The organism is Mixta mediterraneensis, assembly GCF_014946725.1.
GTDB lineage: Bacteria > Pseudomonadota > Gammaproteobacteria > Enterobacterales > Enterobacteriaceae > Pantoea > Pantoea mediterraneensis.
Window position 1 is genome coordinate 24,852 of record NZ_JACFXY010000013.1, and the last position, 23,650, is coordinate 48,501.

At 52.1% G+C, this 23,650-nt stretch carries 21 protein-coding genes and 2 pseudogenes; 9 read left to right on the forward strand and 14 right to left on the reverse strand.

The window, feature by feature from the left end; translation table 11 throughout:
* Window positions 1–2 precede the first annotated feature (2 nt).
* The 3 genes from yqiA (at window position 3) to H2P46_RS18805 (ending at window position 3,602) form a co-directional block, all read left to right on the forward strand.
* Window positions 3–584 carry an esterase YqiA gene (gene yqiA, locus H2P46_RS18795; RefSeq protein WP_193406386.1) on the forward strand — a complete coding sequence of 194 codons (582 nt, stop codon included), beginning with the start codon at window positions 3–5 and terminating at the stop codon, window positions 582–584.
* Window positions 585–632: 48 nt separating this feature from the next.
* Entirely contained in the window at window positions 633–2,528 is a 1,896-nt protein-coding gene (parE, locus tag H2P46_RS18800; protein WP_193406387.1) for a DNA topoisomerase IV subunit B, read from the forward strand.
* 174 nt (window positions 2,529–2,702) lie between these two features.
* Window positions 2,703–3,602: a LysR substrate-binding domain-containing protein gene (locus H2P46_RS18805; RefSeq protein ID WP_193406388.1), complete on the forward strand. Its 900-nt coding sequence runs from the start codon at window positions 2,703–2,705 to the stop codon at window positions 3,600–3,602.
* Between the two features lie 97 nt (window positions 3,603–3,699).
* Here the strand turns inward: H2P46_RS18805 and H2P46_RS18810 are convergent, their stop codons facing one another.
* The 8 genes and pseudogenes from H2P46_RS18810 to H2P46_RS18845 form a co-directional block, all read right to left on the reverse strand.
* A complete protein-coding gene (locus H2P46_RS18810; RefSeq protein WP_193406389.1) occupies window positions 3,700–4,008 on the reverse strand; it encodes a putative quinol monooxygenase in 309 nt (102 codons plus the stop codon).
* A 31-nt stretch (window positions 4,009–4,039) separates the two neighbouring features.
* Complete coding sequence (locus H2P46_RS18815; protein WP_193406390.1) at window positions 4,040–4,621, reverse strand: NAD(P)H-dependent oxidoreductase; 582 nt, start codon at window positions 4,619–4,621, stop codon at window positions 4,040–4,042.
* A 173-nt stretch (window positions 4,622–4,794) separates the two neighbouring features.
* Window positions 4,795–5,655: a ketose-bisphosphate aldolase gene (locus tag H2P46_RS18820; RefSeq protein ID WP_193406391.1), complete on the reverse strand. Its 861-nt coding sequence runs from the start codon at window positions 5,653–5,655 to the stop codon at window positions 4,795–4,797.
* Window positions 5,656–5,741: 86 nt separating this feature from the next.
* The gene (locus tag H2P46_RS18825; protein ID WP_193406392.1) at window positions 5,742–6,593 is read right to left on the reverse strand and encodes a class II fructose-bisphosphate aldolase; all 852 of its coding nucleotides are present in this window, start codon (window positions 6,591–6,593) and stop codon (window positions 5,742–5,744) included.
* A 10-nt stretch (window positions 6,594–6,603) separates the two neighbouring features.
* Window positions 6,604–7,695, reverse strand: a pseudogene (locus tag H2P46_RS18830) (PTS fructose transporter subunit IIC).
* Between the two features lie 11 nt (window positions 7,696–7,706).
* Window positions 7,707–8,021, reverse strand: coding sequence for a PTS fructose transporter subunit IIB (locus tag H2P46_RS18835; protein WP_193406393.1), 315 nt, complete (start codon window positions 8,019–8,021; stop codon window positions 7,707–7,709).
* Between the two features lie 21 nt (window positions 8,022–8,042).
* A complete protein-coding gene (locus H2P46_RS18840; RefSeq protein ID WP_193406394.1) occupies window positions 8,043–8,513 on the reverse strand; it encodes a PTS sugar transporter subunit IIA in 471 nt (156 codons plus the stop codon).
* A gap of 18 nt (window positions 8,514–8,531) precedes the next feature.
* The gene (locus tag H2P46_RS18845) at window positions 8,532–10,094 is read right to left on the reverse strand and encodes a BglG family transcription antiterminator (RefSeq protein ID WP_193406395.1); all 1,563 of its coding nucleotides are present in this window, start codon (window positions 10,092–10,094) and stop codon (window positions 8,532–8,534) included.
* Window positions 10,095–10,518: 424 nt separating this feature from the next.
* Between H2P46_RS18845 and parC the strand changes: the two genes are divergently transcribed.
* From parC to ftsP, 3 genes are all read left to right on the forward strand, one after another.
* Entirely contained in the window at window positions 10,519–12,792 is a 2,274-nt protein-coding gene (gene parC / locus H2P46_RS18850; RefSeq protein ID WP_193406396.1) for a DNA topoisomerase IV subunit A, read from the forward strand.
* A 46-nt stretch (window positions 12,793–12,838) separates the two neighbouring features.
* Complete coding sequence (locus tag H2P46_RS18855; RefSeq protein WP_193406397.1) at window positions 12,839–13,576, forward strand: 1-acylglycerol-3-phosphate O-acyltransferase; 738 nt, start codon at window positions 12,839–12,841, stop codon at window positions 13,574–13,576.
* Between the two features lie 141 nt (window positions 13,577–13,717).
* The gene (gene ftsP, locus H2P46_RS18860) at window positions 13,718–15,148 is read left to right on the forward strand and encodes a cell division protein FtsP (RefSeq protein ID WP_193406398.1); all 1,431 of its coding nucleotides are present in this window, start codon (window positions 13,718–13,720) and stop codon (window positions 15,146–15,148) included.
* 36 nt (window positions 15,149–15,184) lie between these two features.
* Here ftsP and dkgA read toward each other — a convergent pair.
* Window positions 15,185–16,012 (reverse strand): annotated as a pseudogene (gene dkgA, locus H2P46_RS18865) (2,5-didehydrogluconate reductase DkgA).
* A 204-nt stretch (window positions 16,013–16,216) separates the two neighbouring features.
* On the opposite strand from dkgA, the gene H2P46_RS18870 reads away from it, so the two are divergent.
* Window positions 16,217–17,125 carry an AraC family transcriptional regulator gene (locus H2P46_RS18870; protein ID WP_193406399.1) on the forward strand — a complete coding sequence of 303 codons (909 nt, stop codon included), beginning with the start codon at window positions 16,217–16,219 and terminating at the stop codon, window positions 17,123–17,125.
* Between the two features lie 21 nt (window positions 17,126–17,146).
* On the opposite strand, the gene H2P46_RS18875 is transcribed toward H2P46_RS18870, so the two are convergent.
* The 5 genes from H2P46_RS18875 to H2P46_RS18895 form a co-directional block, all read right to left on the reverse strand.
* Window positions 17,147–17,809, reverse strand: a complete 663-nt coding sequence (locus H2P46_RS18875; RefSeq protein WP_193406400.1) for a DedA family protein — start codon at window positions 17,807–17,809, stop codon at window positions 17,147–17,149.
* Window positions 17,810–17,915: 106 nt separating this feature from the next.
* Window positions 17,916–19,106: a cystathionine beta-lyase gene (gene metC / locus H2P46_RS18880; protein WP_193406401.1), complete on the reverse strand. Its 1,191-nt coding sequence runs from the start codon at window positions 19,104–19,106 to the stop codon at window positions 17,916–17,918.
* Between the two features lie 132 nt (window positions 19,107–19,238).
* Window positions 19,239–20,525, reverse strand: coding sequence for a TRAP transporter large permease (locus tag H2P46_RS18885; protein WP_193406402.1), 1,287 nt, complete (start codon window positions 20,523–20,525; stop codon window positions 19,239–19,241).
* A gap of 12 nt (window positions 20,526–20,537) precedes the next feature.
* On the reverse strand, window positions 20,538–21,044 hold the full coding sequence (locus tag H2P46_RS18890; RefSeq protein WP_193406403.1) for a TRAP transporter small permease: 507 nt from the start codon (window positions 21,042–21,044) through the stop codon (window positions 20,538–20,540).
* A 49-nt stretch (window positions 21,045–21,093) separates the two neighbouring features.
* Window positions 21,094–22,071 carry a TRAP transporter substrate-binding protein gene (locus tag H2P46_RS18895; protein ID WP_193406404.1) on the reverse strand — a complete coding sequence of 326 codons (978 nt, stop codon included), beginning with the start codon at window positions 22,069–22,071 and terminating at the stop codon, window positions 21,094–21,096.
* A gap of 361 nt (window positions 22,072–22,432) precedes the next feature.
* Between H2P46_RS18895 and exbB the strand changes: the two genes are divergently transcribed.
* Entirely contained in the window at window positions 22,433–23,161 is a 729-nt protein-coding gene (gene exbB / locus H2P46_RS18900) for a tol-pal system-associated acyl-CoA thioesterase (protein ID WP_193406450.1), read from the forward strand.
* Between the two features lie 6 nt (window positions 23,162–23,167).
* Window positions 23,168–23,590: a TonB system transport protein ExbD gene (gene exbD, locus H2P46_RS18905; protein ID WP_193406405.1), complete on the forward strand. Its 423-nt coding sequence runs from the start codon at window positions 23,168–23,170 to the stop codon at window positions 23,588–23,590.
* Window positions 23,591–23,650: the final 60 nt, after the last annotated feature.

Sequence of the window (23,650 nt, forward strand, 5' to 3'; positions counted from 1 at the left end):
GAATGGCGGCGCTGCTTTATCTACACGGTTTTAACAGCTCGCCGCGATCGGCAAAAGCGACCCAGTTTCATCACTGGCTGGCGAAGTATCATCCTGATATTGAAATGATTGTTCCGCAGCTCCCCACCTTTCCTGCTGAAGCGGCCGTCATGCTGGAAGAGATTGTGATGAGTCGTAGCGGAGAGATGCTCGGCCTGGTTGGCTCCTCGTTAGGCGGCTATTACGCAACCTGGCTATCGCAATGTTTTATGCTGCCAGCGGTGGTGGTAAACCCTGCCGTGCGGCCTTTTGAGTTGCTGGTGGATTTTCTGGGCGACAATCAGAATCCCTACACCGGTCAGCAATATGTGTTAGAGTCTCGGCACATTTACGATCTGAAAGTTATGCAGATTGACCCGCTGGAAGCACCGGATCTAGTGTGGCTGCTGCAACAAACCGGCGATGAAGTGCTCGATTACCGTCAGGCGCTCGACTATTACAGCGCATGTCGTCACACGGTAGAAGAGGGCGGCAATCATGCTTTTATCGGATTCGAACGCCATTTCCCGCAAATTCTGGATTTTCTGGGCTTGAATCATCCTTGAGTGATGCGGAAATCGCAACTATTTCACCCTTCTAATCAGACATTTACCATGAGTCAATCAAACTATAACGCGGATGCCATTGAGGTCCTGACTGGCCTTGAGCCAGTTCGCCGTCGTCCGGGAATGTACACCGATACGACGCGGCCAAACCATTTGGGTCAGGAAGTGATTGATAACAGCGTTGACGAAGCGCTGGCAGGTCACGCAAAGCGGGTTGAGGTGATTCTGCACGCCGATCAGTCACTGGAAGTGATTGATGACGGACGCGGCATGCCGGTGGATATACATCCCGAGGAAGGCGTGCCTGCGGTTGAACTGATCCTGTGTCGCCTACATGCGGGCGGTAAATTCTCCAACAAAAACTATCAGTTTTCCGGCGGCCTGCATGGCGTGGGGATTTCCGTGGTTAACGCCCTGTCTAAACGTGTAGAAGTTACTGTTCGTCGCAATGGCGAAATCTATGACATGGCGTTCGAAAACGGTGACAAGGTGCAGGATCTTACGGTGACCGGCACCGTAGGAAAGCGCAATACCGGCACGCGCGTGCATTTTTGGCCAGATGAAAGCTTCTTCGACAGCCCACGTTTTTCAGTTTCACGCTTAACGCATCTGCTGAAAGCTAAAGCCGTATTATGTCCCGGCGTCGAAATTGTTTTTAAAGACAAACTTAATAACACCGAACAACGCTGGTTTTACGAAGATGGTTTAACGGATTATCTCTGCGAAGCGGTAAACGGTTTACCGACACTGCCAGAGCATCCGTTTGTTGGCACCTTTTCCGGTGATGTCGAAGCCGTGGATTGGGCGTTGTTGTGGCTGCCAGAAGGCGGTGAGCTGCTGACAGAAAGCTACGTCAACCTGATCCCCACCATGCAGGGCGGCACCCATGTGAATGGCCTGCGCCAGGGATTACTGGATGCGATGCGCGAGTTTTGTGAATACCGCAATATTCTGCCACGCGGCGTAAAGCTTTCAGCTGAAGATATTTGGGATCGTTGTGCTTATGTGTTATCGGTCAAAATGCAGGATCCGCAGTTTGCCGGACAAACAAAAGAGCGCCTCTCTTCCCGCCAGTGTGCGGCCTTTGTCTCGGGTGTCGTAAAAGATGCATTTAGCCTGTGGCTGAACCAGAACGTGCAGGCAGCGGAACAGCTGGCGGAGTTGGCGATTTCCAGCGCTCAGCGTCGTATGCGCGCAGCCAAAAAAGTCGTGCGTAAAAAACTTACCAGCGGCCCGGCATTACCCGGTAAGCTGGCAGATTGCACCGCGCAGGATCTCAATAAAACCGAGCTTTTTTTGGTGGAAGGGGATTCAGCAGGCGGATCCGCTAAGCAGGCACGCGATCGTGAATATCAGGCAATCATGCCCCTGAAAGGTAAGATCCTGAACACCTGGGAGGTCTCTTCCGATGAGGTGCTGGCGTCGCAGGAAGTGCATGATATTTCGGTAGCGATCGGTATCGATCCAGACAGCGAAGATCTCAGCCAGCTGCGTTACGGGAAAATCTGCATTCTCGCTGATGCCGACTCCGATGGTTTGCATATTGCCACCCTGCTTTGCGCGCTGTTCGTCAAACATTTCCGTTCGCTGGTAAAAAACGGCCACGTTTATGTCGCCATGCCGCCGCTTTACCGTATCGATCTGGGCAAAGAAGTTTACTATGCGCTGGATGAAGATGAGAAAGAGGGCGTGCTGGATCAATTAAAGCGTAAGAAGGGCAAGCCTAACGTTCAGCGCTTTAAAGGCCTGGGTGAAATGAACCCGCTGCAGCTACGTGAAACCACGCTTGATCCCAATACACGACGGCTGGTGCAGCTGACTATCAGCGAAGAAAACGTCGAACAGACGTTGCGGATGATGGATATGCTGCTGGCCAAAAAGCGTTCAGAAGATCGACGCAACTGGTTGCAGGAAAAAGGCGATATGGCCGACATCGAAGTGTGATTCACCGGGACGCTAAGGCGTCCCTGATTATTTCTGGCTTTAACCCATCGATGAAACTCTACCTGCGATAAACGCTGGAGCGGTGCTGACAGGCGGGGCCAGGGGCGAGAGGGAATCTGGGCGAAATATGCTAAAACTGGCCGCGGGCGGGGGACTGTTTAAGGAAAATGGAGAGTGAAAATAACGCTGGAAGAGCTGCACGCTTGGGTTGCAGTCGTTGATACCGGCTCGATTACCGCAGCGGCGGAACAGCTAGAACAGTCCAGTTCTGGTATTAGTCGCGCGTTGAGTCGTCTTGAAAGTAAGCTGCAAACCACCTTACTGCTTCGCACAACGCGCCGGCTGGCGTTGACTGAAGAGGGACAGGTTTTCCTCGAACATGCCCGCCAGATTCTTGCTTCGGTAGAGCAAGCGGAGGAGCATATCGCCCATCGGCGAGAAATACCCTCGGGGCGATTACGCATCAACGCAGCGGCTCCCTTTATGCTGCACGTCATCGTGCCGCTGGTGGGCGAGTTTCGAAAACGATACCCGCTGATTCAGCTGGAACTCAATACCGACGATATGCTGATCGATCTGTTAGAACAACAAACCGATATAGCCATTCGCATTGGCGATCTGCGCGACTCGACCATGCGTGCGCGCGTGTTAGGCAGCAGCCTGATATGTTTAGTTGCCAGCCCTGAATATTTGTCGCGACACGGCACGCCAGACAGCGTTGCCGCGCTGGAGGCACATCAGTTAATTGGCTTTAGCCAACTGGATGCGCATAACGTCTGGCCTGTCTGGCAGCAAAAAGATGAATTCTTACGGATTAAACCCACCCTTGCTGCGTCTAGCGGCGAAACTATTCGTCAGCTAGCGCTGTCGGGGCAAGGTATTGCTCGTTTGTCTGACTTTGTCAGCCGGGCGGATCGCGCTGCTGGTCGGTTAGTGCAAATATTGCCAGATGAAACGCGCGAATTACGTCTACCGGTTCACGCCGTGTATTATCGCAACGCCACGCTTTCCTCTCGTATTACCTGTTTTTTAGACTTTTTGTGCGAACAAATACAGGAGCAGCAACTTTTTTGACAGGCCTGGCGCATGAACGGCAGAACCATATCAGTTTGATGTAAAAAACCTTGCCAGTTGGCAAGGTTTTGTCGCTCTCGTTCCCAGCAAAAGGGAATTACGCGGTGGGTTCCAGCACTAAAATTTTCACATCCACCACATCGTCTTTAATCCGTCCCCGATGCTCTTCCATATGCAGCATTTGCTGATGCTGCTCCAGATGGCGCAGCGACTCCCACTTCTCCAGCATGAAGATTGAATCCGGCAAATTGTGTTTCCATGGCACCTGTGCCTGATGATCAACCAGCGCATCATATTGGTGACAGCCTTCTTCATCTAGCACGGTGGGAATCAATTGCTGGATAGCATCCAGCACCACCTGGCGGCGGCCTGGTTTCACACAAATTTCAGCAACAACAGTTAACATGCGCGTTTCCTCTTTCGCAGCGAACGTTTATTTAAGCAAAGATCTGGCTGAGATGAGTCCGATAACGCGCAATATCGCGTGGAATATCGGGCTGTTTAATTACGTCATTGCAAATAAAGGTCGGCAACGCTTCCATACCGAGGAACTGATTGGCTTTATGGAAATGCAGATACAGGCCGTCAACGCCAACGCCTTCAAAGAATTGCTCAGGCTCGACAAAGGCTTCCAGCGGCGCGTTCCAGGTCAGGGACAACATATATTTTTTCCCCTGGATCAGTCCACCGGAACCGTATTTTTTTGTGCTATCGGAGCGAGTACGGCCATCGCTGGCATACAAAGAACCGTGGCCTTCGGTAAAAACCTCATCGATATAACGCTTAACCGTCCAGGGCTCGCCCATCCACCAGCCCGGCATTTGATAAATCACTACATCACTGTCGAGGTATTTCTGTACTTCTTCAGCGACCACATAATCGCTGTCAGCAACAGTTACGGTAACGTCGTGTCCCAGGTCACGCAGCTGGCTGGCGGCGGCATCGGTTAAGGTATGATTGAGTTCGCCTTTGGAGTGGGCAAACGTTTTTCCGCCGTCGATGATAAGAATCTTGCTCATTATTTTTTGCTCCGTTTCTCGAATATGGAGCACAGCTTACGCGCGAAGCGGTAAGTTAAAAATGGGTAATTGATCACAATACTTTTGCGCATTAAGCAATAATCAAAGCAGTCATGGCATTATTAACCGCCAAATTAAACGCAAAAAAAGCCGGAACAATCCGGCTTTCTCATTCAGTATAAATTCGCTTTTCCTAAGCCGCCGAACAGGTTCATCTTGTAACGAATCACCGCTTTGGCAGCATCAATTGCTTCAGGATAAATGACGTTTGGATCCCACCAGGTTTCACGCGTCAGAACGTCGCGCACTTTTTGGAAGTAAGCAAATTTCATATCACTGGAAATATTGATTTTGCCCACGCCCAGCGTTACCGCTTCTGCAATTTCCGTATCGGGATTGGCCGAGCCGCCATGCAGCACCAGCGGGATAGTCAACCGCTGCGAGATCGCTTTAAGGATATGCATCTGTAATTCAGGCTTCATATCTTTGGGATAAATGCCATGGGCCGTACCAATTGCCACCGCCAGCGTATCCACGCCGGTGCGCTGTACGTAATCTTCGGCCTGGGCTGGATCGGTATAGATTACTTTGCTGACGCCGCCTTCTACCGTGGTGCCGGTGTCACCGATCGTACCAAGTTCACCTTCTACCGACACACCTACCGCATGCGCCAGTTTTACCACTTCTTTAGTTAGCGCCACGTTCTCTTCATATGGCAGTAACGAGCCGTCGATCATTACCGAGGTGAAACCGCATTGAATAGCCCGCAATACCTGCGCCACTGAAGCACCATGGTCGAGATGCAGCGTAAAGGGAATTTTGCTTTTTAGCGTGCGTTCACGCACGTAGCCAAAGAATTCATCGGTCACGAATGCCAGTTCACTGGGATGAATGGAGATAATCGCCGGTGTGTGAGTGGCTTCAGCTTCTTCTACTACGGCACGAATAAAACAGCTGTCAGCAACGTTAAATGCGCCAATAGCAAAGCGGTGTTCACGCGTAGGGTTTAACATTTTTTTCATTGAAATCAACATGTTAATACTTCCTTAGCTAGGTTTTACGACAAAGGGATCTCGCGCCTGTGCAGACACAGGCTTTTTTAAGGTGTAATGAAGTTATGTCAGGCCTGATTAGCCGCGCCTGACCAGCTCAGATATTCGGTGATGACTTCCCGGCAGGCGGATTCCATGAACGCCTGTAGATCTGCCAGTTCGGCGCTGGGGTGCTGTTTGAGTGCCTGCTGTAGCGCCAGCTTTCCGGCATCAAATACCGCCGCGCCAACATTCATCTTGGCAACACCATACTGACTCACGCGACGAATAGCATCGGCGGGTGTGCCGCTACCGCCGTGTAACGCCAGGGGAACCGGTGATATAGCATGCAGTTCAGCCAGGCGCTGAAAATCAATGTGTGGCTTAACGCCAGCGGGATAAAGCCCATGCGCGGTGCCAACCGACACCGCCAGCAAGTCAACCCCGGTCTGCGTTACAAAAGGTATGACGTCAGCAACCTGAGTCATTTTGACTGCCGCATCCGCCAGTTCGTAGGTAGGAGCATCGGCAATATGGCCGAGTTCGCCCTCAACGCAAACGCCTGCGGTATGCGCCATATTCACTACCTGTGTCGTCTGGCGAATATTTTCCGCCAGCGGTTCAGAGGAAGCGTCAATCATCAAGCCGGTAAAACCGGCACGAAATGCCTGGCCAATCAGCGGAAATGCCTTGCCATGGTCAAGCGCTAGCGCAATCGGGACGCTGGCCTCCGCTGCCAGCGCCTGAATCAGCGGGACTGCAACGGCTGGCGGAAAATGTGTGCTGTGGCCTTGATAAACATTGAGGATCAGCGGCGCATGCTGCTGCCCGGCAGCCTGGATGGCGGCACGGGCGGTTTCAAGATTGAAGCAGTTAATGGCCAGCACCGCGTATTTTTTGCGGGCTGCCTGAGTAATCAGTTCGTTCATTGCCGCGTACATAGTACCCCCCTTATTCCAGAGTAAATTTAATGTCGTCGTCACGGACGTTGTGATCTTCCACATCGTCAAACTCTTCATCTGCCTGAGTAACGGTTTTTTTCAGAACGGACAGCATTACGCCGCAGATCGCTGTGCCAATGCCAAGCGCGACACAGAACAGCCACGGCTTAGTGAATAGCGGCACTACAAACATACCGCCATGCGGCACCGGCGCTTCCACGCCCCATACCATGACCAAGCCTCCGGCAATTGACGATGCCACCACACAACTGCCCACCACACGGAACAGGTCGCGAGCAGCGATGGGGATTACGCCTTCAGTGATCATGCATATGCCCATGGGAAACGCCGCCTTCAGCGCCTCTTTTTCCGCCTGAGTGTATTTATGTCGCGTCAACAGACAGGAAAGGGTGATGCCAAACGGTGGAATTATCGAACCGATAAATTTCACCGCTTCCGGGCCATAAATGCCATCAACCAGCATGCCATCGGCAAAGAGCGACATGGTTTTGTTAATGGGCCCGCCAAAGTCAAACGTGGCCATCGCGCCAAGAATCGCGCCCATAACAAATTTTGAGCCTCCCTGCATGGATTCCAGCAGAGCAACCAGGGCTTTCTGCAACCAGACAATCGGTTGCCCGATAAACGTCATCATCAGCAGTCCGGCAATGATGATGCTGAGCAATGGCAACACCATAATCGGCATTAATCCCTGCATTGATTGCGGCAGTTTGATGGTGCGGCGCAGCAACAAGACCGTGTACCCCCCCAGAAAACCGCCGAGGATACCGCCAATAAATCCCGTACCGATCTGCCCGCAGATAAAGCCAACGATCAGACCGGGCGCAAAGCCGGGGCGATCGGCAATTGATTAAGCGATCGCCGCGCTGATCAGCGGCACGATCAGGCCCATACCCCATCCGCCGATCTGATTCAGCATCCAGGCAATACTGCCGGTTTGCTTGCCAACGTCAGGCCCACCGATCACCTGACCGAGCGCGATACAGATCCCGGCGGCAACAATCAGCGGGATCATCCATGATATGCCGGTCAGTAGGTGTCCTTTGATCTCCTGGCCATATTGCCGTTTGATAGTCGTCATGCTGGTTCTCCTCACGCGCGCGCCAGTGAATCCGCCACTTTCTCAAGGAATTTCACCGGTGATTTGATCACCACTTCGGTTTTCACCCTGACAACAGGTTTGCCACGGAAGCGTTCTTCCCCCTTGATCTTCACGTCAACGGCGAGGATCACCACGTCGGCTGCGGCAATGTCCTCGTGACTCAGGGCATTTTCGGTGCCGATGGTGCCTTGAGTTTCGACGTGAATGGTATGACCGAGCGCATGCGCACCTTTAATCAGTTTTTCGCGCGCAATATAGGTATGCGCGATGCCCGCCGTGCAGGCGGCAACACAGACGATATTCATGGTGTACCTCGATATTCAGGGTTAACAGAGGTCGGTTTCGGCGTACTGACTAAACAGCCGGATAATTTTGCTGGGGTCGCTTTCAGCCAGCAGCTGGGCTATCACCTCATCATCGGCCAGCGCGCTGGCCACCTGCGACAACAGGCGAATATGGGTGGTGTTCTGATCTTCGAGCCGCACTGCAAACAAAATAATGCAGCGCACTTCACTGTCATCCAGCGTTTCCCACGGAATGTCGTGCTGTGTGCGGCCAATCGCCAGTGTGGTATGCAGTACGGCGGCTGACTTACCGTGTGGAATTGCAATATGATTTTCAAAACCGGTAGAACCTTCTGCCTCACGCAGCCAGACATCATCCATAAACGTCTGCTTGTCGCTGATGGCTCCGTCCTGATAAAGCAGCTCGGTTAATTCAGTAATGGCTTCTTCTTTGCTGGTGGCTTGCAGCGCAAGATTTACGCGACGCGGGTTGAGAATGCGGGAAATATCCATCAGTCAGACCTCATTCAATTAATGTTCTGCCATAGCGCAATGCGCAGAGTGCGGCAGCTGGCTGCCAATCATTGCTTCTGTCACCCGCCGAATATCGTCATCGTTGAAAAAGGCGGTAACGTAAACCATCGGTAAAGCGTTAGCTTCGAGATGAATAGTGGTAATGACTAAATCCACCGTTTCCTGTTGGCAAAAGCGGCTCATATTGCTGGCAGAAACCACACCGACGATAATCCAGTCCGGGAAGGCGCGCAGAATGCGGCTTTTGAGCAGGTGCGAGGTGCCGACTCCGCTGGAGCACACCACAAGGATGCGCTTGTGGGCAATTTGCCGCTCCAGTGCAGCCTGGAAATGAACGCAGAGATACCCCACTTCGTCGTCTGCGACCGGCGACAGCTGGAAGCGTTTAGCAGTCAGGCACATGGCGCGTTGTGTCAGCGAAAATATCTCGCTTAGTTCATTTTTAATATCATCAAGTAAAGGATTACGGATATGGATGTGGTATTTAAGGCGATTAATAAGCGGTTTAATATGAATCAGCAAGCCTTCAAATAATAACCGGTCCTGGGACAGGTCACGTTGAATTAATTCTGAAAAGCAGTGAATTAATTCGTTCGTTATTTTTAACGACTCTTTACTGGAAAATTGATATTGTGTTGGCGTTTCATTTCCGTGTTCTTCCATCACAATGCCAGAAGAAACGATATATTGATAAATAAAACCAACTTCATCTGCGGGCAAGGCGGCCTGAATACGCTGTTCAATGCGCGTCACCATTTGACGGGCAATCAGCAAAATACGGCTGTCCAGCTCCTGTGAACTCAGCGCCGCGGGCAGCGACAGGGCATTGCCCTGTGCCATGCGGTGCATCATGATCAGTATATGCGTACAGAGATTGATGTAATACGCATCGCTCAGGGGATAACTTAGTTGCTGCTCCATCTGTTGCAGCAATGCCTGGACAAAAGCGACATCCTGCTCACCAAAGTAATGAATTAACGCCTGATAACTGCCGGGATCGAGGCGTGGCTCAAGCGTATTGCTGGCAACATGATGCTGCATCACAACATTAATTAGCGAAACCATTGCCTGACGAAGCGCCTGTTCGCTGCCCTCAACATGCGTGCCGCTCTGGCTGCGCACAAGCAGCAAATCCAGCGGTTGCAGCCACTCCTCAATCACTTTCAAATCATTCACGATTGAGGCATGGCTGATAAAATAGCGTTCAGAAAGCTTGCTGATGGAGGTTTCGCGCGGTGCTTCACTTAATAGCTGAGAGGCAATTTTCACCCGCCGGGCATTATTACTGAAACCTTCTGACCAGTTCTCTTCGCTGGATAAACGCTGCTCCAGCTGCGTTCTTTGCTGCATGTCGCCGATGTGCAAACGCAGGCTTCGACCCGGTAATTTTTCCAGCACAATGTGCCAGTCCGTCAGCCAGGGCTCGATGTTTTGCAGATCGCGATAAATACTTTTCTCGGATACATCCAACTGGTGCGCCAGCTGAGGCAAGGCCAGTGGCGCACTGTGCTGTAGCAATAATTTCAGCAGGCGATATTGTCTTGACGTCAATTTTTGCATTGAATCACCTTATCTTTAAAACAGAGCGATTTATTCCTTTAACGCTGCTTTAGCGTGGGTAAAATAAATCTGAAGAAAAGCATGAAATAAAAATTTTTCGTCGTGGCTGGATTTAAACTTAGGCGGGGATGGGAATGACAACAATACTAAATGTTGTCCGGCTAATGGGACAGGTTTAATACGATGAACGCTTGTGGAGGTTTAATTGCGAACGCGATCACAATTAACAGCGGAAATTATTGTGTGAACGTTGTCTCATTCTGTTTTTTATTTTCGAAGTGTGTCACATAAAAGCAGATGTTAATTCTTAGCGTGCTGCATCATGCTTCCCCTGTGACTAAATCTGACGAATAAGGTACTATCCTCGCCAAACAACCGCCGGGTGTCTTGCCGTTGTAAGACACGATGTGAGGATGAGAGCTTAATGAGTGAATTGACGCAGGATGGTGCAGAGCGTCTTGCCTTGCACACGTTTACCGAGAATGCGTACTTAAACTATTCGATGTACGTCATTATGGACCGAGCCTTACCTTATATTGGTGACGGTTTAAAGCCGGTGCAGCGGCGCATTGTTTACGCCATGTCGGAACTGGGGCTGAACGCCAGCGCGAAGTTTAAAAAATCCGCGCGTACCGTGGGTGACGTGCTGGGTAAATACCATCCGCACGGCGACAGCGCCTGCTATGAAGCGATGGTATTAATGGCGCAGCCGTTCTCTTATCGCTATCCGCTGGTGGATGGGCAAGGTAACTGGGGCGCACCGGACGATCCTAAATCATTCGCCGCGATGCGTTATACCGAATCGCGCCTGTCGAAATATGCCGAAGTACTGCTAAGTGAGCTAGGTCAGGGCACGGTAGATTACACGCCTAACTTTGACGGCACGATGCAAGAGCCGAAAATGTTGCCGGCGCGTCTGCCAAATATCCTGTTAAACGGCACCACCGGCATTGCTGTCGGCATGGCGACCGACATCCCGCCACATAATTTACGAGAAGTCGCCCAGGCGGCCATCACCCTGATTGATAACCCCAAAACCACGCTTGACGAGCTGCTGGGTATTGTACAGGGGCCTGATTTTCCGACCGAAGCGGAGATCATCACCCCGCGCGACGAAATCCGTAAAATTTACCAGAACGGTCGTGGTTCCATTCGTCAGCGTGCCGTGTATAAGAAAGAAGAGGGCGAAGTTGTGATCAGCGCCCTGCCGCATCAGGTTTCAGGGGCGCGCGTGCTGGAACAGATTGCCAGTCAGATGCGCAACAAAAAGCTGCCGATGGTTGAGGATCTTCGTGACGAATCCGATCATGAGAACCCAACGCGTCTGGTGATCGTGCCGCGATCCAATCGTGTCGATCTTGATCAGGTAATGAACCATCTGTTCGCCACTACCGATCTGGAAAAAAGTTATCGCGTTAACCTAAACATGATCGGGCTGGATAACCGTCCGGCGGTGAAAAACCTGCTGGAAATCCTCTCCGAATGGCTGGTGTTCCGCCGCGATACCGTGCGCCGTCGTCTGAATCATCGTTTAGAGCGTGTGCTGCGTCGTTTGCATATCCTTGAAGGTTTGCTGGTCGCGTTCCTCAATATTGATGAAGTCATCCATATTATTCGTAGCGAGGATGAGCCGAAACCGGTATTGATGTCACGTTTTGATATTAGCGAAACGCAGGCCGAAGCGATCCTTGAGCTGAAACTGCGCCATTTGGCGAAGTTAGAAGAGACGAAGATTCGTGGCGAGCAGAGCGAGCTGGAAAAAGAGCGCGATCAGCTGCAGGCGATTCTGGCTTCCGAACGTAAGATGAATACGCTACTGAAGAAAGAGTTGCAGGCCGACAGCGCCCGTTACGGCGACGATCGCCGTTCACCGCTGCGTGAGCGTGCAGAAGCCAAAGCATTGAGCGAAACGGAGCTGGTGCCGTCTGAGCCTGTCACCATTGTGCTGTCGCAGATGGGCTGGGTACGCAGCGCCAAAGGTCATGACATCGATCCTAATGGTTTGAGTTACAAAGCGGGCGACAGTTATCTGGCAGCGGCGCGCGGCAAGAGCAATCAGCCCGTGGCGTTTATCGATTCAACTGGCCGCAGTTACACGCTGGATCCGACATCGTTGCCTTCCGCACGCGGTCAGGGCGAGCCGTTAACGGGCAAGCTGACGCCGCCGCCGGGCGCGGTGGTGGAGCAGGTGCTGATGGAGCCCGACGATCAAAAATTGTTAATGGCTTCAGATGCGGGCTACGGTTTCATCTGTACTTTCAGCGATCTGGTGTCGCGTAATCGTGCCGGTAAAGCGTTACTGACGCTGCCAGATAATGCGCGTGTGATGACGCCTATGGCGGTTCATCATGAAGATGACATGCTGCTGGCGATCACCCAGGCGGGACGGATGCTGATGTTCCCGGTCGGCGAGCTGCCGCAAATGTCGAAAGGCAAAGGCAACAAGATTATCTCAATTCCGTCAGCAGAAGCCGCAGCGGGTCAGGACAGGCTGGCGTGGCTAATGATTTTGCCGCCAGGCAGCAACGTCACGCTGTATGTTGGTAAGCGTAAATTGCCGTTGCGCAGTGCAGAACTGCAAAAATTCCGCGCCGATCGCGGTCGTCGGGGCACGCTGTTGCCACGCGGCCTGCAAAAAATTGATCGCGTGGAGCTGGATACCCCGGCGCGTCCGGGTAATACGGATAGCGAAGAATAAGCAACCGGACTGACACTGGCGTCAGTTACGGGACAATGAGGAAGCTATGTTACTAATACTGCGTACTATTTTCGTGGTTATTTACTCAATACTGGTGTGTGTTTTCGGTTGTATCTGGTGCCTGTTTTCGCCACGCAATCCGCGCCATGTCGCCACCTTTGGTCATCTGTTCGGCAAATTGTCGACAGTATTTGGTGTTAAAGTTGAATTAAGAAAGCCGCAGGGAGCGGAAAATTACGGTAACGCGATTTACATCGCCAACCATCAGAATAACTACGACATGATTACTGCCGCCAAAATTGTGCAGCCAACGACGGTAACGGTAGGCAAAAAAAGCCTGCTGTGGGTGCCGTTTTTTGGCCTGCTTTACTGGCTGGCCGGTAACCTGCTTATCGATCGTGACAACCGCGCCAAAGCGCACGGCACCATCGGAAAGCTGGTGGATCAGTTTAACAAAAAGCGTATTTCGTTCTGGATGTTCCCGGAAGGAACCCGTAGCCGGGGGCGCGGTCTGCTGCCGTTTAAAACGGGGGCGTTTCATGCAGCCGTTGCCGCAGGCGTGCCAGTCATTCCGATTGTGGTTTCCAACACGCATGGAAAGATTAACCTCAACCGTCTGAAAAACGGTCTGGTGATCGTTGAAATGCTGCCGCCGGTCGATGTGAAGCAATTTGAAGCCACGTCGGTGCGCAAGCTGGCAACGCATTGCAGTGAATTGATGGCGGCGAAGCTGGAAGAGCTTAACGCCGAAGTCGAAGAACGCGAAAAAAACGGTAAAAACTGACCGGCGCATCAATTGCCGACTATCCTGCAGGGATGCCAACGGCAGCGCGATTGTTCCCGCTGCCATGAATGCAGCACAGCAAATACAGCAATAAAAACAGGGTTGGCGTTTTAGCGCCACGCGTAAAAGGTCAGAAGTTTTATGTCTTTCAGCAGACGTCAGTTCATCCAGCTTTCTGCTGGAGTGGCGCTTAGCGCCGGTGCTATACCTCACGCGGCTCGTGCCGCCTCAAATGACAGTGGAGAAACACCCCTCCCTGTTCCACCGTTGATTGAATCGCGTCGTGGTCAGCCGCTGTTTCTGACTTTGCAGCGCAGTCATTGGTCATTTAACGGCAACAATAATAAAGCGCCGGTATGGGGCATTAACGGCATGTATCTCGGGCCGACGGTGCGCGTTTACAGTGGCGATGCCGTCAAGCTGATTTACAGCAACCGCCTCAACGAACCGGTGGCAATGACCGTGAGTGGCTTGCAATTACCGGGCGCACTGATGGGAGGCGCACCGCGCATGATGTCGGCGGGTGCTGACTGGGCGCCGGTATTGCCAGTTCGTCAGGGGGCTGCAACCTGCTGGTATCACGCCAACACGCCAAATCATATGGCAGCGCATGTGTATAACGGCTTAGCGGGCATGTGGCTGATCGAAGACGAGCTGAGTAAGCAATTACCGTTGCCGAAGCATTACGGCGTGGATGATTTTCCGGTGATTATTCAGGACAAGCGCCTCGATAACTTCGCTACGCCCGTTTACGATCCGCCGCAGGAGGGTGGTTTCCTGGGGGATACGCTGTTAGTGAATGGGGTGCGCAATCCGTTTGTGGAGGTGTCGCGTGGCTGGGTACGCCTGCGTTTACTCAATGCCTCTAATGCGCGCCGTTATGACATGAGCCTGAGTGATAATCGCCCCTTTACCGTAATTGCCAGCGATCAGGGTTTCTTGCCTGCTCCGGTGGCGGTGCAACGGTTGACGCTTGCGCCGGGTGAACGGCGTGAAGTATTGGTAGATATGTCACAAGGCGATGACGTGTCGATCACGGCAGGCGCGGCGGCGGGTATTATGGACCGACTGCGGGGTTTCTTTGAACCTTCCTCGATCCTGACCTCAACGCTGATTTTAACGCTACGTCCAACCGGTTTATTGCCGCTAGTCACCGATAATCTGCCGATGCGGCTGCTGGCTGACCAAATTATTGATGGGGTTGCGGTACGCACGCGTGAATTCCGCCTTGGCGACAGCATGCCCGGTATTAATGGCGCGATATGGGACATGAACCGCATCGATACCGCCACGCAGCAGGGCACCTTTGAGCGCTGGTTTCTGCATGCCGATCGTCCACAGGCGTTACATATTCAGGGCGTGATGTTTCTGATTAAACGCGTCAACGGCGCACAGCCGATGGGCGAAGATCGTGGCTGGAAAGATACGGTCTGGGTAGATGGCGAAGTGGAACTGATGGTGAGTTTCCCGCAAAGTTCGTCAGAGCACTTTCCGTTTGTCTATTACAGCCAGACGCTGGAACTTGCCGATCGCGGTACAGCGGGGCAGTTGCTGGTACAGGCAACAAATTAAATCCGCCCCGGCAAAATATAAGCCGGGGCGTCAGATTTAGCCGTTGAAAGAGTCGGGGTTCGGACCCAAACGATTGCCGCTGTCCAGTCTGGCAATCTCGCTCACTTCATGCTTGTCCAGCCGGAAATCAAACACCTTAAAGTTCTCTTCGATACGTTCAGGCGTCACGGATTTCGGGATCACCACCAGACCGCTGTCGAGATGCCAGCGAATCACAATTTGTGCCGCCGTTTTTCCGTACTTCTTCGCCAGCTCTTTAATAATCGCTTGATCAAATACGCCTTTACCGCCCTGTGCCAGCGGGCTCCAGGATTCAGTCTGAATTTGATGCATGGCGTTCCATGCATGCAGCGTGCGCTGTTGCAGCATCGGATGCAGCTCAATCTGGTTCACCACCGGCGTCACGCCCGTTTCATCCAGCAAGCGTTTAAGATGAGCCTCATGAAAATTACATACGCCGATGCTCGTGGTCAGGCCTTGCTGTTGCAGTTCGATCATCTGTTTCCAGGCATCAACATAGTGATCTTTTTCCGGGCACGGCCAGTGCATCAAATAGAGATCAACCTGATCTAACTGAAGCTTTTTAAGGCTGGTTTCTATCGCCTGCTGTACGTTTTGTTGATCGTCATTTCACAGCTTGGTGGTGACAAAAATGTCCTCACGCGTCACGTCAGTTTCCTGCAACGCCTGCCCAATGGCTTCTTCATTTTTATAGGCGGCGGCGGTATCAATGGAGCGGTAGCCGACATCCAGCGCTTTAAGCACCGCTTTGCGTGCATCTTCCATGCTGGCCTGCCACACGCCGAGTCCCAGTTGCGGCATCATGCTACCGTCGTGCAGTTTGATAATGGGTTGATCTGCCATAAACGCTCCTATCTGTTGCAGTTAACCTGTGTCTTTCAATGTGCTTAAGTCTAGTCAACAATTTAGAGGCTGCTTTTTAGCCTGCCAGGTAAATAGCGCTTTTGCACTGCCTGATTCTGTTTGCTTCTTGCCTGATCCTCTTTTTTGCTGGCGATTCAGGCAGACTGGCGGCAGACTAAATGCTTTTATGATTAAGGCAAGTGTATGGCGCACGACGCTCTTTGCCATCAGCTGGCGCAACAGGTGGTGGCGTTAATGACGCACAATCGCAACCGTTTGTGCCCGGTGGAAAATGTTTCTCTGATCTATGCCAGTCAGTATCGCCCGCGTACACCGATGATGTACCAGCCCGGCATCGTTATCTTGTTTCAGGGCAGTAAAACCGGCTACCTCGGCAGCACCGTTTTTCAGTACGACGCAACGAAATATTTGATGCTGACCGTGCCGCTACCGGTAGAATGCGAAACCTGGGCCTCGCCTGAACAGCCGATAGCTGGCATTTGCCTGAATGTTGATACTGCCAGCCTACAGGATCTGTTGATTGAAATTGGCGACGATGAGAGTTTCCAGCCGCAGCCGCAAACCTCTGGCATCCATTCAGCGTGGCTGACCGAGCCGATGCTGTGCGCCGCAGAACGCCTGCTGGATATTATGGTGCAGCCGCGAGACGCCAGGGTGCTCGGCCCGCAAATTGTGCGAGAAATCATTTATTACGTGCTGACCGGCCCGTGTGGCGGCGCGCTGCTGTCGCTGGTCAGTCGTCAGACGCAGTTCAGCCAGATTGCGCGGGCGCTGCGCCGCATCGAAAATCATTACCGCGATAACCTCAGCGTTGACACCCTGGCGGCCGAAGTAAATATGAGCGTGTCGGCGTTTCACCACAACTTCAAGGCGGTAACACAGACTTCACCTTTGCAGTATCTGAAACGCTATCGGCTACATCAGGCGCGCTTATTGATGTTGCACGATGGCCTGAAGGCCAGCGTGGCGGCGGTGCGGGTTGGCTATGAAAGCCCCTCACAGTTTTCGCGGGAGTTTAAGCGCTATTTTGGCGTGACGCCGGGGGAAGAGGTAAATCGTGTGCGCCAGACGGTGGCAGAACCGTCTGTCTGACGCATCCTGCCTGACAGGATGTCAGGCTTTGCTCTGGCGGCGTTTTTTCCAGATAACCACAATGCTGCCCGCCAGGCCAAGAAACAACAAAACCATTGGCAAAATCATCAAAACGGCCATGACCTGATCTTCATGACGCTTTATAAACGGTACCTGGCTAATACCATAACCGAACGCTACTACGATGCCCACCCACAGTACCCCGCTCAGCCAGTTAAAAAGTTGAAAACGCCCATTTTTCAGGCCGGAAATGCCCGCCATGGTAGGTAAAATGGTGCGAACGAAAGCGAGAAAACGACCAACCAGCAATGCCATCAGACCGTGACGATTAAACATATTCCAGGCGCGCTGGTGATACTGGGCGGGTAGATGCAATAACCAGCTTTTAACAATTCTGGTGTTTCCCAGCCAGCGGCCCTGGAGATAACTCAGCCAGCAGCCAAGACTGGCGGCGGTGGTTAAAATCACCAGAGTAGGCACAAAATCCATCACGCCTTTGGCGACCATAGCCCCAGCCAACAGCAGCAGGCTATCGCCCGGAAGAAACGAAGCGGGTAACAGACCATTTTCCAAAAACAGCGTCAGAAACATCACGCCGTAAACTACCCATACCACATCTGGATTAGCCAGCGCGGCAAAGTCCTGATGCCAGAGCGCGTGGACAATCTCGTGTAAAACACCCATCTGCTATCCCATCGAGTCACAAGGCTTCTATTTTAGCGGTTAACCCGCCGGACAAGGTTTATCTCAGCCGGTTGCCACCGCGTGGTTTAGTTTTTGTTGAGGTTAATTATCGCGCCAGGCGCGCAAAGCCCGCCGCAAGGTCGGCAAGCAAGTCATCGACATGTTCCAGACCAATATGTAGACGCACCAGCGTGCCAGCAAAATCCACGCCACCAGCCGGGCGAATCGCAGCCAGCTCTTCGGGCTGGTTCGCCAGAATCAGCGATTCATAGCCGCCCCATGAATACGCCATGCTGAAATGATGGAAGTGATCGAGATAACGCGCCAGCTGCTCTCTGCTCAGTTTCTCTTTCATTACAAACGAAAACAGTCCGCTACTGCCGGTAAAATCACGTTGCCAGAATTCATGGCCTTTGCATTGTGCCAGCGCCGGATGATTAACGCGTGCTACTTCAGGGCGCGCCGCCAGCCATTCAGCCACCTGAATGCCGCTGTCCTCATGCTGGCGCAAACGCGTACCCAGCGTACGCAGTCCGCGGCTAGCCAGATAAGCGGTATCTGCATCAATCATCTGGCCCATTAAATATGAATTCTCACGAAGCTGATCCCAGCAGCGTGCATTGGCGACTGCCGTACCAATCATCGCGTCGCTGTGACCAATAAGATATTTAGTCCCCGCCTGAATAGATATATCCACACCGTGCGCCAGCGCGTTAAACAAAATTCCCGCCGCCCAGGTATTGTCGATGATGATAATAGCGTCGGGTGCTTTGGCGCGAACCGCAGCAACGATTGAAGGAACATCTTGCACTTCCATGGTGATCGAGGCCGGAGATTCGAGGAACACCACGCGTGTATTAGGCTGCACTAACGCGCCTATTTCACTGCCGATGCAGTGATCAAAATAGGTAGTAGATACCTGGAGCTTACTGAGAATTTTGTCGCAAAAATCTTGTGTCGGCTCGTACACCGCGCCGCTCATCAATACATGATCACCGGCTTCGACAAATGCCAGGATAGCGTTTGAAACGGCGGCCGCGCCGCACGGATACAGTGCACATCCTGCGCCGCCTTCCAGTTCGGTCATCGCATCCTGTAACGCGAAATGCGTCAGGGTGCCGCGACGGCCATAAAACAGCTCGCCTTTGGCACGTCCGGCGGTGGCGTTTTTCTTATCCGCTACAGTGTCAAAAACCAATGAAGAAGCACGTTGAATGACGCTGTTTACCGCGCCTTGAGTGTACCGCTTGCTGCGTCCTGCGCTAACCAGCGTGGTATCAATCTTTTTGGTTGTCATTAAGGTCTGCCTTGCCGCGTCCAACAAAGGTTTCACGTTAACATGAAACTGTCTGCTAGGTTGAGCCTGAATAATGATTATCAGCAGGCGGTATAGCAAAAAACAGGCCCGCCCAGCCTGTTTTTTATCGCACTACATCATGCCCATCAGTCGCGGTAACCAAAGTGATATTGCCGGGATATAGGTGATTAACATCAGCACCACAAACAGCATGCCGTAGAACGGCAGCATGGCGCTGACCACTTGTTCAATCTTCTGTTTACTGACCGCACTGGCAACGAATAATACTGTGCCAACCGGCGGTGTGATTAAGCCGATGCCAAGGTTGGTTAGCATGATCATACCGAAATGTATCGGATTAATGCCTAACTCGGTTGCCACTGGCAGCAGCACCGGCGTCAGGATCAGAATCAGGGGGGCCATATCCATCAGCGTGCCAACCACCAGCAGCAGAAAATTAACGCACATCAGGATGACGTATTTATTACTGGAGAAGCTGGTAAAAGCTTCAGTGATAAGGGTCGGTAATTGCATAAAGGTCATTACCGCACCAAATCCGGCAGCAAAAGCAATCAGCACCATAACGATGGTCACTGTTTTGATGGTACGGAACAGCAGGATATGTAACTGACTCCATTTAAAGTCGCGGTAAATAAACATGGTGACGAAGAACGCCCATAAGCAGGCAATGGCCGCCGATTCCGAAGCGGTAAAAATACCCGATAAAATGCCGCCAAGAATAATGACAATGGTAAACAGGCCCCAGAATGCGTCGAAGAAAATGCTTAGCGCCTGTTTAAAAGCAATACGCTCGCCTTTGGGGTAGCCCCGTTTATGTGCAAAGCAGAGGCACATGATCATCAGGCACAAACCCAGCATCAGAGCCGGAATGATACCGGCGACAAACAATGACGAAATGGTCACCACGCCGCCAGTGGCTAACGAATAAATTACCGAGTTGTGGCTTGGCGGGATTAATACTGCCTGCACCGAACCGCTGGCCGTCACGGCGGCGGCAAAATCACGCGGATAGCCTTTCTCCTCCATCTGCGGAACCATCACCGAACCAATGGAGGCCGTGTCGGCGACCGACGATCCCGAAATTGCGCCAAAAAAGGTTGAAGCGACAATATTCACCAGCGACAAGCCACCGCGAATAAAGCCCACAAAAATATAGGCGAAATTCACCAGCCGTCGGGCGATGCCGCCTTCCGCCATAATCGCTCCCGCAAGAATAAAGAACGGAATGGTCAGCAGAGAAAATTTATTAATGCCATTGGTGATTTGAATCACTACGGCTTCCAGTGGCAGATCGATCCACCATGCGCCGATAAATGCGCTCAGGCCGACGGCAAACGCCACCGGAAAGCCCAGCAACAGCAACGCCACCAGGCTGCCGATTAAAATCAGTGCATCCATTTTATGCTCCGCTTAGTGTGTGCCGCCAAGGATCACGATAGGGCGCTGACGTTGATCGCCATTAATCAGTCGCTCCACCACAAATAACAACGTGAAGATCGCGCCAATGGGAATGGGCAGATACATTTCGCCGTAAGTCACTGTGGGAAAAGAGGCGAGCGATTGCACCCACATCGCTTCACACAGGTTGTAGCTGGCGCGGAAGATGATGACGCAAGTCGCGATCATCAGCAGATCGCAAACCCGTAACAGCAGGCGCTGCGCTGCAGGCGACAGGCGATCGGTCATCATCGATACGCAGATATGCGTCCCCGCGCGAAAACCAACCGGCGCCCCAATAAAGGTAAAAATAATCATGCAAATGATGGCCACCGGTTCGGGCCAGGAAAGGGCGCTATTTAATACGTAGCGGGCAAAAATGCCGATTGGGATCACCGTCACCATGATCATCAGCGCGATGGCGGCGATTGTCATGCACAGCAGATAGAGCCCATCCATCAGACGAGAATATGCAGTCATTATCGATACCTGAATTAAGGCGTCATGGTTCAGCATGACACGGGAAGGGTTATTTCACATCGGCGATCTGCTTCATTAGATCCTGATACTTACCGGCAAACTGATCACGTACCGGCTGCGTGGCTTTGATAAAGTAATCACGATCGGTTTCCTGAAACGTCACGCCGCCCGCTTTCATTTTTTCTATCGACTGCTGGGTATAAGTTGCCCATAGCTGACGCTCTTCATCCTGCGCCTCTTTACCTAACTTTTTCAGCAGCGCCTGATCATCAGCAGACAGACGATCCCATAACGGTTTGGAATACAGGATCATTTCCGGCTGAATGAAGTGGCCCGTCAACGTGTAATTTTTAGCAACCGGCAGATAGTTATGGGCGACAAAGGTTGGCGGGTTGTTTTCGGTGCCATCAACCACGCCGGTTTGCATGGCGCTGAATACTTCGCTCACGCCCATCGCGACCGGATTTGCTCCCATCGCTTTTAGCGTGGCCAGTGAAATCGCGCTGTTTTGTACGCGGATCTTCATGCCTTTCAGATCTTCAGGTTTCTTAATGGGCTTTTTGGTAATCATGTTGCGCACACCCGCATCGGTCCAGCCCAGGAAGATCATGCGCGCGTTGGGATCGTTGTCGAAGTTATTGACGATCTGCTTGCCAATAGCGCCGTCCAGAACTTTATGCATATGATCTTCGTCGCGGAACACATACGGTAAAGTTAAAACGCTGGTCTCTGGCGCGATAGTGGTGACGGGAGCGAGCGAGACGCGGATCATATCGATCGCGCCGAGCTGGACTTGCTGTAGGGTTTGATCTTCATCACCCAGCACCCCGCCCGCATAAACTTTCATCTCTAAGCGCCCGTCGGTTGCTTTTTTAAGTTTCTCGCCCATATGTTCAAGCGCAACTACTGTGGGATAACCTGCTGGCTGAACTTCAGCCACTTTAATCACTTTGGCGGAAACCACCGCAGGGCAAAAAGCCGCAGCGGAAGATAACGAAACTGCGAGTAATAATTTTTTCAGCGTCATTCTGTTTCTCCAGCAAATTAGGGGCAGGAAGGGGCGGCGCATTGATTATCAGGGGCAGGAAGAAGTAGCCGCGTGGAGCCAGCATAGAGAAATTGCGGCGGGGGAAAACGAAACGATTACGATTGGATGAATTAGCTCACATTTTAAAACGTTGTTTTAATAAATTCATATCCAATATCACAATTTTAAAACAATTGCCTAAACCGGTGTGAAAGCGAACAGCCTGAAATGAAAAAAATCTCCTCTCATTTGTAAATAGTAATGAGAACTACTATCAATTCGCTTGTTTTTTGCTATTATTCGCCCTTGTTCCGCATCCGTGCACATGAGTTGGAGAAGCAGCGTGGTAGCCAGTGATTTGATGCAAACGGATCTCTCCGTTTGGGGCATGTATCAACATGCCGATGTCGTGGTAAAGGTAGTGATGATCGGCCTGTTGTTGGCCTCAGTTGTGACGTGGGCTATCTTCTTCGGTAAATTCGCCGAACTGAGCGCTGCAAAACGTCGTCTGAAACGCGAACAATTAGCGCTGGGCGAAGCCCGGAATCTTCATGACGCCGCGCAGGCAGCTCAACAGTTCAATAGCAACAGCCACAGCGGCGTGTTGCTGAATGATGCGCAAAACGAATTAGCGCTTTCCGCCGGCACCGATGATACCAACGGTATTAAAGATCGCACCAGCTTTCGCCTGGAGCGTCGCGTTGCCGCCTTCAGCCGTCACGCGGGACGCGGTAATGGATTCCTCGCCACTATCGGTTCGGTATCGCCGTTTATCGGCCTGTTCGGTACCGTCTGGGGCATTATGAACAGTTTCATCGGCATTGCTAAAACTCAAACGACTAATCTGGCGGTGGTTGCGCCGGGCATCGCAGAAGCGCTGCTGGCAACGGCAATTGGCCTGATCGCCGCTATTCCTGCCGTTGTGATTTATAACGTCTTTGCGCGTATGATTGCCAGCTATAAAGCCTCGCTGGGTGACGTTGCTGCACAAATCATGCTGTTGCAAAGCCGCGATATTGATCTGGGAAACGTGACTACTCAGCCTGAGGTTGCTCGTCCTGCTGCTGCTCAGAAACTGCGCTTAGGATAAGTTCTTATGGCGATGCGATTAAATGACGACCTGGACACCGACGGTGAAATGCATGAAATCAACGTGACGCCGTTTATCGACGTGATGCTGGTTTTGTTGATTATCTTTATGGTCGCCGCGCCGCTGGCAACCGTGGATGTGCGGGTCAATTTGCCTGCTTCCACCAGTGCCCCGCAGCCGCGTCCGGAGAAACCCGTTTACCTGTCAATTAAAGCGGATAAACAGCTGTATGTCGGTAACGATCAGGTCACGCCAGAAAATTTGGTGAGCGTATTGACCAGCCAGACGGAAGGTAACAAGGAGACCACCATCTTCTTCCAGGCCGATAAAAGCGTGGATTACGAGACACTGATGAGCGTGATGGATCAATTGCGTACCGCGGGTTATTTAAAGATTGGCTTGATGGGTATGGAAACTATGAAGAAGTAACGTTTCGAAACGTAAGGAAAGGGTGCCGCTGGGCACCCTTTTTTGTTTTAATCCAACACG

Bases quoted from the DNA above. Each gene is read 5' to 3' on its own strand.
- metC (WP_193406401.1), bottom strand. From the start codon at position 19,106: ATGACAACCAAAAAGATTGATACCACGCTGGTTAGCGCAGGACGCAGC.
- H2P46_RS18870 (WP_193406399.1), top strand. From the start codon at position 16,217: ATGGCGCACGACGCTCTTTGCCATCAGCTGGCGCAACAGGTGGTGGCG.
- H2P46_RS18855 (WP_193406397.1), top strand. From the start codon at position 12,839: ATGTTACTAATACTGCGTACTATTTTCGTGGTTATTTACTCAATACTG.
- yqiA (WP_193406386.1), top strand. From the start codon at position 3: ATGGCGGCGCTGCTTTATCTACACGGTTTTAACAGCTCGCCGCGATCG.
- H2P46_RS18890 (WP_193406403.1), bottom strand. From the start codon at position 21,044: ATGACTGCATATTCTCGTCTGATGGATGGGCTCTATCTGCTGTGCATG.
- H2P46_RS18895 (WP_193406404.1), bottom strand. From the start codon at position 22,071: ATGACGCTGAAAAAATTATTACTCGCAGTTTCGTTATCTTCCGCTGCG.
- exbB (WP_193406450.1), top strand. From the start codon at position 22,433: ATGCAAACGGATCTCTCCGTTTGGGGCATGTATCAACATGCCGATGTC.
- parC (WP_193406396.1), top strand. From the start codon at position 10,519: ATGAGTGAATTGACGCAGGATGGTGCAGAGCGTCTTGCCTTGCACACG.
- H2P46_RS18815 (WP_193406390.1), bottom strand. From the start codon at position 4,621: ATGAGCAAGATTCTTATCATCGACGGCGGAAAAACGTTTGCCCACTCC.
- H2P46_RS18825 (WP_193406392.1), bottom strand. From the start codon at position 6,593: ATGTACGCGGCAATGAACGAACTGATTACTCAGGCAGCCCGCAAAAAA.
- H2P46_RS18875 (WP_193406400.1), bottom strand. From the start codon at position 17,809: ATGGGTGTTTTACACGAGATTGTCCACGCGCTCTGGCATCAGGACTTT.
- H2P46_RS18885 (WP_193406402.1), bottom strand. From the start codon at position 20,525: ATGGATGCACTGATTTTAATCGGCAGCCTGGTGGCGTTGCTGTTGCTG.
- H2P46_RS18840 (WP_193406394.1), bottom strand. From the start codon at position 8,513: ATGGATATTTCCCGCATTCTCAACCCGCGTCGCGTAAATCTTGCGCTG.
- exbD (WP_193406405.1), top strand. From the start codon at position 23,168: ATGGCGATGCGATTAAATGACGACCTGGACACCGACGGTGAAATGCAT.
- H2P46_RS18835 (WP_193406393.1), bottom strand. From the start codon at position 8,021: ATGAATATCGTCTGTGTTGCCGCCTGCACGGCGGGCATCGCGCATACC.
- parE (WP_193406387.1), top strand. From the start codon at position 633: ATGAGTCAATCAAACTATAACGCGGATGCCATTGAGGTCCTGACTGGC.
- H2P46_RS18820 (WP_193406391.1), bottom strand. From the start codon at position 5,655: ATGTTGATTTCAATGAAAAAAATGTTAAACCCTACGCGTGAACACCGC.
- H2P46_RS18810 (WP_193406389.1), bottom strand. From the start codon at position 4,008: ATGTTAACTGTTGTTGCTGAAATTTGTGTGAAACCAGGCCGCCGCCAG.
- H2P46_RS18845 (WP_193406395.1), bottom strand. From the start codon at position 10,094: ATGCAAAAATTGACGTCAAGACAATATCGCCTGCTGAAATTATTGCTA.
- ftsP (WP_193406398.1), top strand. From the start codon at position 13,718: ATGTCTTTCAGCAGACGTCAGTTCATCCAGCTTTCTGCTGGAGTGGCG.